This window comes from Halosegnis rubeus, assembly GCF_009184545.1.
Lineage (GTDB): Archaea > Halobacteriota > Halobacteria > Halobacteriales > Haloarculaceae > Halosegnis > Halosegnis rubeus.
In genome coordinates this window covers 98,025-105,519 of record NZ_QJOW01000008.1, presented here as the reverse complement: position 1 = coordinate 105,519, position 7,495 = coordinate 98,025, and the positions used below count along the sequence as shown (strand labels likewise).

Annotated in this window: 8 protein-coding genes, 2 tRNA genes and 1 pseudogene; 7 read left to right on the top strand and 4 right to left on the bottom strand. The window is 62.2% G+C overall.

Annotated elements, in window-relative coordinates:
* The 3 genes and pseudogenes from DMP03_RS14855 to DMP03_RS13670 all read left to right on the top strand — a co-directional run.
* Positions 1-112 (top strand): annotated as a pseudogene (locus DMP03_RS14855) (transposase); the annotation flags it as partial.
* Between the two features lie 669 nt (positions 113-781).
* Positions 782-1,042: an antitoxin VapB family protein gene (locus DMP03_RS13675; protein ID WP_225870836.1), complete on the top strand. Its 261-nt coding sequence runs from the start codon at positions 782-784 to the stop codon at positions 1,040-1,042.
* A complete protein-coding gene (locus DMP03_RS13670) occupies positions 1,039-1,455 on the top strand; it encodes a PIN domain-containing protein (RefSeq protein ID WP_152121098.1) in 417 nt (138 codons plus the stop codon). Before DMP03_RS13675 ends, DMP03_RS13670 begins: the two co-directional genes overlap by 4 nt.
* Positions 1,456-1,704: 249 nt before the next feature.
* Here the strand turns inward: DMP03_RS13670 and DMP03_RS13665 are convergent.
* A tRNA-Trp gene (locus tag DMP03_RS13665) sits at positions 1,705-1,883 on the bottom strand.
* Positions 1,884-1,963: 80 nt separating this feature from the next.
* On the opposite strand from DMP03_RS13665, the gene DMP03_RS13660 reads away from it, so the two are divergent.
* Positions 1,964-2,299, top strand: a complete 336-nt coding sequence (locus DMP03_RS13660; protein ID WP_152121097.1) for a 2Fe-2S iron-sulfur cluster-binding protein — start codon at positions 1,964-1,966, stop codon at positions 2,297-2,299.
* Here the strand turns inward: DMP03_RS13660 and DMP03_RS13655 are convergent, their stop codons facing one another.
* Complete coding sequence (locus tag DMP03_RS13655) at positions 2,300-2,524, bottom strand: DUF5795 family protein (protein WP_152121096.1); 225 nt, start codon at positions 2,522-2,524, stop codon at positions 2,300-2,302.
* 36 nt (positions 2,525-2,560) lie between these two features.
* Positions 2,561-3,385 carry a DUF5794 domain-containing protein gene (locus DMP03_RS13650; RefSeq protein ID WP_152121095.1) on the bottom strand — a complete coding sequence of 275 codons (825 nt, stop codon included), beginning with the start codon at positions 3,383-3,385 and terminating at the stop codon, positions 2,561-2,563.
* Between the two features lie 347 nt (positions 3,386-3,732).
* Here DMP03_RS13650 and guaB point away from each other — a divergent pair, with 347 nt between their 5' ends.
* The 3 genes from guaB (at position 3,733) to DMP03_RS13635 (ending at position 7,131) form a co-directional block, all read left to right on the top strand.
* Positions 3,733-5,211 carry an IMP dehydrogenase gene (guaB, locus tag DMP03_RS13645; protein ID WP_152121094.1) on the top strand — a complete coding sequence of 493 codons (1,479 nt, stop codon included), beginning with the start codon at positions 3,733-3,735 and terminating at the stop codon, positions 5,209-5,211.
* A 50-nt stretch (positions 5,212-5,261) separates the two neighbouring features.
* Positions 5,262-5,711 carry a universal stress protein gene (locus DMP03_RS13640; RefSeq protein WP_152121104.1) on the top strand — a complete coding sequence of 150 codons (450 nt, stop codon included), beginning with the start codon at positions 5,262-5,264 and terminating at the stop codon, positions 5,709-5,711.
* Positions 5,712-5,889: 178 nt separating this feature from the next.
* Positions 5,890-7,131, top strand: coding sequence for an acyl-CoA dehydrogenase family protein (locus DMP03_RS13635; protein WP_152121093.1), 1,242 nt, complete (start codon positions 5,890-5,892; stop codon positions 7,129-7,131).
* Positions 7,132-7,327: 196 nt separating this feature from the next.
* Here the strand turns inward: DMP03_RS13635 and DMP03_RS13630 are convergent.
* Positions 7,328-7,401, bottom strand: a tRNA-Lys gene (locus DMP03_RS13630).
* Positions 7,402-7,495: the final 94 nt, after the last annotated feature.

Sequence of the window (7,495 nt, the reverse complement as noted above, 5' to 3'; positions counted from 1 at the left end):
CGCCCTAAAGTCTGGAACTGTGACACTGAGTGGCGGATTTACCGCCTACCCTGATGGGTTTGAGGCCGAGTTCACGGACAAGCCCCACCCTCAAAGTGCCGAAGGCGCTTAGGGTGGGGTAGTTGACCGGAGAGTTGGTATCCCTCGCCATGATTCATTCGAAGTGGGAACGATTCGTCGTGGTTCTGTCGGGGGTGGCCGTAGTCGTCTTCGTCGTAGTAGCGTTCGAGTGCATCCGTTGCTTTGTCGAAGAGCCGCTGCGTCGTGTTTTGGACGTGGTTTGACCGCCCGACTACTTTGTCTTCGATGGTTTCCCAATCGTATCCTTGCGCGTCTAGCCGGAAGATTTCGTTAACGACGCGGCGAGCTTCGAGTTGTCCAGAATCTAGCAGTTGCTGACTCCCTTCGTGGATGTCTAATTGAAACACCAGAGTACTGGTCAGCGACTTCTGCACGAATACTGTTTAGAAACGGTGGTTTGTAAGTATTCGTGTTTGTGGTAGATCAAGGCGGGTGTCGGGCTTCACCCTCGGGGTCAAGCCCCGAGGCACTCGCCCTGCTCCGCCTGTAGATGAGTTCATGATAGGTGTGTATGTGCCAAACACAGGATGAAAAGCCGATTGAAGCCAGCGTGTGGAGCGATGAGCAGGCCGAGGAAGCGATGGAATCTGTTCGTGAATCGCGCGAGAACTGGCGATGACGTTTCTCGATACCTCGACGAATATCCACGCTGAGGACTGACGGCGAAATCATTATATGAGCGAGTAAACGACGTATACACATGGGGACAAAGATGGTCAGAATTGAGGAGGGGCTGTACGAGCGACTCAAGGACAAGAAACGCGATGACGAGACGTTTTCTGAAGCAATTGAGCGACTGACGGGCGATTACACGCTCGTAGATTTTGCAGACGAGTTCGCAGACGGTGACGGGAGTAGTTGGGAGGAGCACAAGGAGGCGATTGAAGCCGCAGAAGCCGCCCAGAACGAGGAAATGGCGGCGTTTCACGACGAGTCTGAAGGGTCTGCCGCCGAGCAATGATTTTAGACACGAACTTCTTGGGTGCGCTGAAGGACCAACACCCCGGCGCACGGCTGAAAGCACAGGAACTGGAAGTCTCTAACGAGCCGCTGCGTGTGCCCACGATTGTCGGCTACGAGCTGTTCATCTCCGTTGGCAAGACCGGACAAGAGCAGTGCAAACAACAGGACAAGCAGGCGTATCAGCGCCTCACATCCAGCAAACCGAAGGCAGAACTTACAGAGGTGATTGCGACTCAGGCGGGGATTCTCGAAGGCGAACACCAGCGAAGTGACTCAAAGCCAACGCTCGGCCCGGGTGATGCAATAGTCGCAGCAACTGCCCGGCACTACGATGAACCGGTCGTTTCCGACGACGGTGACTTTGACCACGTCGACGGGATAGAGCGGATTGGCTACGAACTGGAGGGCTGACGCGACCCGACGCGATTCGCGTCATCCAGCACCGGCCTCACCTTCTGAGGCGTGCCGCGCTTCATGCGAGCGCCACAGCTCGGGCAGTGGCGCATCATTGGCCATCCCTCCGGTCGGGAGATGGGTCGCAGAATTGTGTCGGGTCGGCGTGACATCGCTGGGGATGTTCGACGATTTCCCCGCCACACCATTCGCAGAGAACGGTATGCTGGCCGCTCTCGATGCGTTTGCGTTCGTTTAAGATGAGAATGGGGCCGGAGGGATTTGAACCCCCGATCGACTGATATCTCCGGTGTGCGCCTCGGTCCTCCAGAGGGTCGTCATCGCGAGCGATGATCAGTCGGTCGCTCGGTATATCAGTCTGGAGTCTCGTCACCGGGCGCGTGGCCTCTGGAGTCAGTCGCCATGCCTGGCTTGGCCACAGCCCCTCGCCTGTGCGTACACGGATTCGCTGTAAAGGGGTTTCGATTCGGGAGACGACTATATCCGTCGAGCGCGAACCACGGATATGACCGACCACACCGTCCGGGTGCTCGACGACGGCGACGCGACGGAGCTCACGGCGACCGACGGCCAGAATCTGCGCGACCTCCTGCTCGACGCGGGCTTTGAGGTGTACGCACCGGCGGCGAAGGCGGCCAACTGCGGGGGGCGTGGTATCTGTGCTACTTGTGGCGTGCGCGTCCACACCGACGACGACGCCGCGCCGGCGGCCGACCACTGGCACGACAAGCTGGCTGCACGCTACGGCTATCCGCGACTCTCGTGTCAGCTGTCGGTGACGGAGCCGCTGGTGGTGGAAATCATCGAGAAGCGGTACTGGGGACAGCTGCTACCGCGGTAGCTACTCTTCGATATCCGACCACGGACACTCCTGGCACTTGTAGCCGGTGTAGAAGCTCGTCACGCTCGGCATGTAGCCGACTGCGAGGACGTTCTCGCCGCAGTCGGGACAGTCGAAGTTGGCGTCCTCGATGCCCTCGGCGTCCATGATTGAGTCGCCCTCGATACGTTCGGCGAGCTTCTTCGGCGTGACCATCCGGCCCTCGACGACGCGGTTGTCTGCCATACCCAAGGGTGCGGCCGGCGCGTCAAAGCGTTGTCGTCAGAGCCACGGGGCCTGCTCGTTCCCACCGGGGTCGGTCGGTGGCTCCTCGCCGTCGTCGGAGCTCTCGTCGTCCACGGGCATCGATTCGACCGCGCCCTGCGGATCGAGCGAGAGCAGGGAGGTGACCGCGAGCACCGCGAGTGCAAGCGGTACGTTCGCATCGATGAGTCCGAGGATATTCAGCGGGAGCACGCCGAGCGCGACCGCGCTGCCGAACCGGAAGCGGTCGATGTCGACGTTGCCACGGAGCCACGGGCCGAACAGCGCCGCACCGAGCGCGAAGACCACGCCGGCACCGGCCGCCGCCATCCCGCGGAACACGACCTCGGGGTTCGCGCTGAACGCCAGCTCGAAACTGTTGGGCTGGAACGAAGCGACTAAGCCGAGTCCGACGATGACGCCCGGCGAGGGGAGATACTCGCCGACCGTCGCGGAGGCCGTCTTGGCGGCGATTGCGAGGATGACGAGCGCGGCGAAGCGCTCGAACGTCGGGATGTCGAGCATGTTGGCGATGGTCGGTGCGAGTGCCGCCTCGGCTCCGGCGATGACGACGAGCGGGACTCCCACCAGTAGAATCGACTGAATCTGTTCGCGGCGGGTCCCCTCCATCTCGGCGAGGACGACGGCGAGGGTCGCCGAACCGCCGAAAACGAGCAGGCCGACCTCGATGATGCCGAGGGTGGTCGAGAGCGCACCAGCGAGGACGAGCGCCGGGAAGATACCGTCGACGAGCGGGAGACACATCACCGTCGCGAGCAGTCGCGTCCCTTTTCCTACCTGTTGCTCGAGCCGAATCGCGACCGGGTGTTTGGAGACGCTCATTCAGGGGTGATGGCGATACCCCGTCGCCGATGGGTGGTCTGCGTCGCGATAACCCGGTACGGGACCGAGCCAGTCGAACGCGAACCAGGCCGCTGTTCCGAACGTGCACTTTGTGTTCTTCGTGTCCACAGAGTTCTCACTCATTCCGGCAACACGAGCCACGTTGGAACATACGGCGTCCATACCCGAATGTACGCGCTATGTCACATAAGTATTGTGCAGAAATTGCCGTTTGTTGGATGTGGACCGTTCACAGAATAAAATCGTCCGATTTGTGTGGTGTGTTCACACACTTTGACTGTCGTAGCTCTCGGAATCCTTTTCCGACGAGCCTGCTCACCGTTTACATGGCGGACGACAACAGATTCTCGCAGAAGCTCACCGTACCAGAGGCGCTGACGTTCGACGACGTACTCCTTCGACCCAAAGAGTCACGCGTGGAACCCGACGCGGCCGACACCAGCACTCGGGTCTCCCGAAACGTCGAACTGAACGTTCCGGTCCTCTCGGCGGCGATGGACACCGTCAGCGAGGCACCCCTCGCGACGGAGATTGCTCGACAAGGTGGACTCGGCGTCATCCACCGCAGCATGAGCGTCGAGGAGACTGCGGAAGAAGTCACCGAGGTCAAGCGCGCGGATGAACTCATTATCCGTGACGTGGTCACCGCGTCTCCCGAGATGACCGTCGAGGAGGTCGACCAGCTGATGGGCCGGTCGGGCGTCTCGGGAGCCCCGGTCGTCGACGACGACAACGAGGTGCTCGGTATCATCTCCGGCACCGACATCCGGCCGTACATCGGCATCGCCGAGGACGACACCGTCCGCGAGGCGATGACCGACGAGGTCATCACGGCGACGGAGGGTATCGAGGCGCGGGAGGCTCTCGAACTGATGTACGAACACAAAATCGAGCGTATCCCGATTGTCGACGACGAGAATCGGCTCACGGGGCTCGTCACGATGAAGGGCATTCTCTCGCGGCGTGAGTACGACAACGCGGCGCGCGACGAGGACGGTAAGCTCCGTGTCGGCGTCGCCGTCGGCCCGTTCGAGACCGACCGTGCGACCGCCGCCGACGAGGCCGGGGCCGACATCATCTTCATCGACTGTGCGCACGCACACAACCTCAACGTGCTTGACTCCGCCCGCGACATCAAACAGGAAGTCGAGGCCGACGTGGTCGTCGGCAACATCGGGACGCGGGAGGCCGCCGAGGCGGCCGTGGACTTCGCAGACGGTCTGAAGGTCGGTATCGGTCCCGGCTCCATCTGTACGACCCGCGTCGTCTCGGGGGCGGGAATACCACAGATTACGGCCGTCGCCGAGGTCGCCGACGTGGCCACCCGCGAAGACGTGCCTGTCATCGCTGACGGTGGAATTCGCTACTCCGGTGACGCCATCAAGGCAATCGCCGCGGGCGCGGACGCGGTCATGCTCGGCTCCTACTTCGCCGGCACAGACGAAGCGCCCGGCCGCGTCATCACGATGCAGGGCAAGAAGTACAAGCAGTACCGCGGGATGGGCAGCGTCGGTGCGATGAGCGAGGGAGGCGGCGACCGCTATCTTAAGGACGCCGACGAGGACGAGGAGTTCGTCCCCGAAGGCGTTGAGGCAGCTACGCCGTACAAAGGTTCGCTCGAATCAGAGCTTCACCAGCTCGTCGGCGGAATGCGATCGGGGATGGGCTACGTCGGCGCGGAGACGATTCCCGGATTCAAAGAGCGCGCCGAGTTCGTTCGCGTCTCCTCAGCCGGCCAGACGGAGGGCCACCCACACGACGTGATGATTACGGACGAGGCACCGAACTACTCCCCACAGGAGTAATCGGGCAAAATATCGTAGATTTATCACAACGACCATCGAACTAGTCGATGATGTACGACCGCATTCTACTGTCGACCGACGGGACGACCGCCTCGACGGCGGCTGAGACACACGCACTCGAACTCGCGAGCGCGACCGGCGCAGAGCTCCACGCACTCTACGTTGTCGACGAGGACGTGGTTACGGCCTACAGCGGGGACGAGTACGTCGACGAGGCCGAAGGCCCCGAACACGGGCTGGAGGAAGAGGCCAAGAAGGCCCTCGGTTCGCTCCGCGACCGAGCCGCAGAGATGGGTGTCGACATCGAGACGGCCACTCGGCAGGGACAGCCCGCCGAGACCATCGTCTCGTACGCCGACGACACCGACGTGGACCTGCTCGTGCTCGGGACCAAGCGGCGAGCAGACGAGTATCGGACGCTGCTCGGCAGTGTGACCGACCGCGTGCTCCGGTTGACCACTCGCCCGGCGACCGTGGTGAAGACCGAAGTGACCGAGTAAGCAGACTCGAAGCTGCCCACCGGCGGCGCGCGTGCCGCTTCCCGATGTCCGAGACGCATACAACAGCTGAAATCTATAGCCCTGGAATCGACTACAGCGTAAACCCACAGCCGGGATTATTCTTGCAGTTACGGACAAACAGCTATAGTTTTACATAGCTCCGGTTGTGAGATGTGATATGGAGTATCACGACTCTGCGAAAGCGAAGGAAGTGGCGGGCCGCGTCGAGGATTTCATGGAAGAGGTCGTCCTCCCGCGAGAACGGGAGGCCCTCCGTACGGGCGAACTCATCTCCGAGGACGAGCTCCACGAGACGTGGGAACTCGCCAAGGAACGTGACCTGTTCGCGCCGCAGGTGAGCGAGGAGTACGGCGGACAGGGGCTGGAGTTCAGCGACATGCTGCCCTCCTTCGAGCAGGTCGGCCGCTCGCTGTGGGGTGCCCTCGCCATCCGCGCGAACGCGCCACAGGAGGGGAACATGCACACGCTGGAGATGGCGGGAACCGAGGAACAAAAAGAAGAGTACCTCCGCCCGCTCGTGCAGGGCGAACTCCAGTCGGCCTTCTCGATGACGGAGCCGACGCGGGGTGGCGGCTCCGACCCGAAGATGCTCCGTACCACAGCCATCAAAGACGGCGACGAGTACGTCATCAACGGCCACAAGTGGTGGTCCTCGGACGGTTACAACGCCGACTTCCTGCTCGTGATGGCACGGACGGACCTCGACGCCCACCCGTACGAGGGCACCTCCATCATCCTCGTGCCGACGGACACCGAGGGTGTCGACATCGTTCGGAACGTCCCACACCTCGGCGGTCACGGCATCGTCGACGTGTCGCTCGGCCACGCCGAAATCAAGTTCGACAACGTCCGCGTCCCCGAGGAGAACCTCCTGGGCGAGGAAAATGAGGGATTCCGGCTCGCACAGCTCCGACTCGGCGGCGGTCGCCTCACTCATTGTATGCGCTACTCAGGGATGGCGGAGCGCGCGCTCAACATCTCGAAGGCGTATCTCCAGAAGCGTGAGGCGTTCGACGAGCCGCTCGCGGAAAAGCAGGCACTGCGCCACCGCATCGCGACCGCCGAGACTGAACTCCACGCCGCGCGTACAATGGTCCGCCACGCCGCGCGCGAACTCGACGAGAGCGACGCCCGCATTGAGGTCGCCATGTCGAAGATGTTCACCGCCAACGTGACGAACGAGGTCATGGACCTCGCCGTCCAGTGTCTCGGCGGCAACGGCATCGGAAAGGACCTGCCCGTCGCGCACTTCTACGAGGCCGTCCGCGCGTTCCGCATCGTCGACGGAGCAGACGAGGTCCACCGCCGCTCTATCGCCCGCCACGCCTTCGAGGACGTGGACGACAGCGACATGGAGAACGTCCTGGAGTTCGACCCCGACCTCGACAAGACGGTCTAAGACGCCACAAGCCCGACACAGCCCGAGCGGCCGTCGACAACTCTCCACGACGCTCGTTTTTATTCTGGGGCCGCGACACCGCTGGCGAACGACATCACTGCGACACCCGTCGCTCGTGCGTATAATCGACTGAAGACGAATCAGATCAGTTTAGGGACGACTCTGGCCGTTCGCGTTCGCTCACAGCACGGAGAGACGGGCCGAAAGGGATTTGAACCCTTGACCGACTGGTTAAGAGCCAGTCGCTCTGCCGGGCTGAGCTATCGGCCCCGACAACACCTCGTAACGACGGCCGGGGGATATACCTTGCGTTTCGGTCCACCGCCGCGCCGTCGCACGGTTCCCGCGTGACTCGGGCAGAGGT

Coding starts and splice junctions, on each gene's coding strand:
- DMP03_RS13675 (WP_225870836.1), top strand. CDS start 782: ATGGGGACAAAGATGGTCAGAATTGAGGAGGGGCTGTACGAGCGACTC.
- DMP03_RS13670 (WP_152121098.1), top strand. CDS start 1,039: ATGATTTTAGACACGAACTTCTTGGGTGCGCTGAAGGACCAACACCCC.
- DMP03_RS13660 (WP_152121097.1), top strand. CDS start 1,964: ATGACCGACCACACCGTCCGGGTGCTCGACGACGGCGACGCGACGGAG.
- DMP03_RS13655 (WP_152121096.1), bottom strand. CDS start 2,524: ATGGCAGACAACCGCGTCGTCGAGGGCCGGATGGTCACGCCGAAGAAG.
- DMP03_RS13650 (WP_152121095.1), bottom strand. CDS start 3,385: ATGAGCGTCTCCAAACACCCGGTCGCGATTCGGCTCGAGCAACAGGTA.
- guaB (WP_152121094.1), top strand. CDS start 3,733: ATGGCGGACGACAACAGATTCTCGCAGAAGCTCACCGTACCAGAGGCG.
- DMP03_RS13640 (WP_152121104.1), top strand. CDS start 5,262: ATGTACGACCGCATTCTACTGTCGACCGACGGGACGACCGCCTCGACG.
- DMP03_RS13635 (WP_152121093.1), top strand. CDS start 5,890: ATGGAGTATCACGACTCTGCGAAAGCGAAGGAAGTGGCGGGCCGCGTC.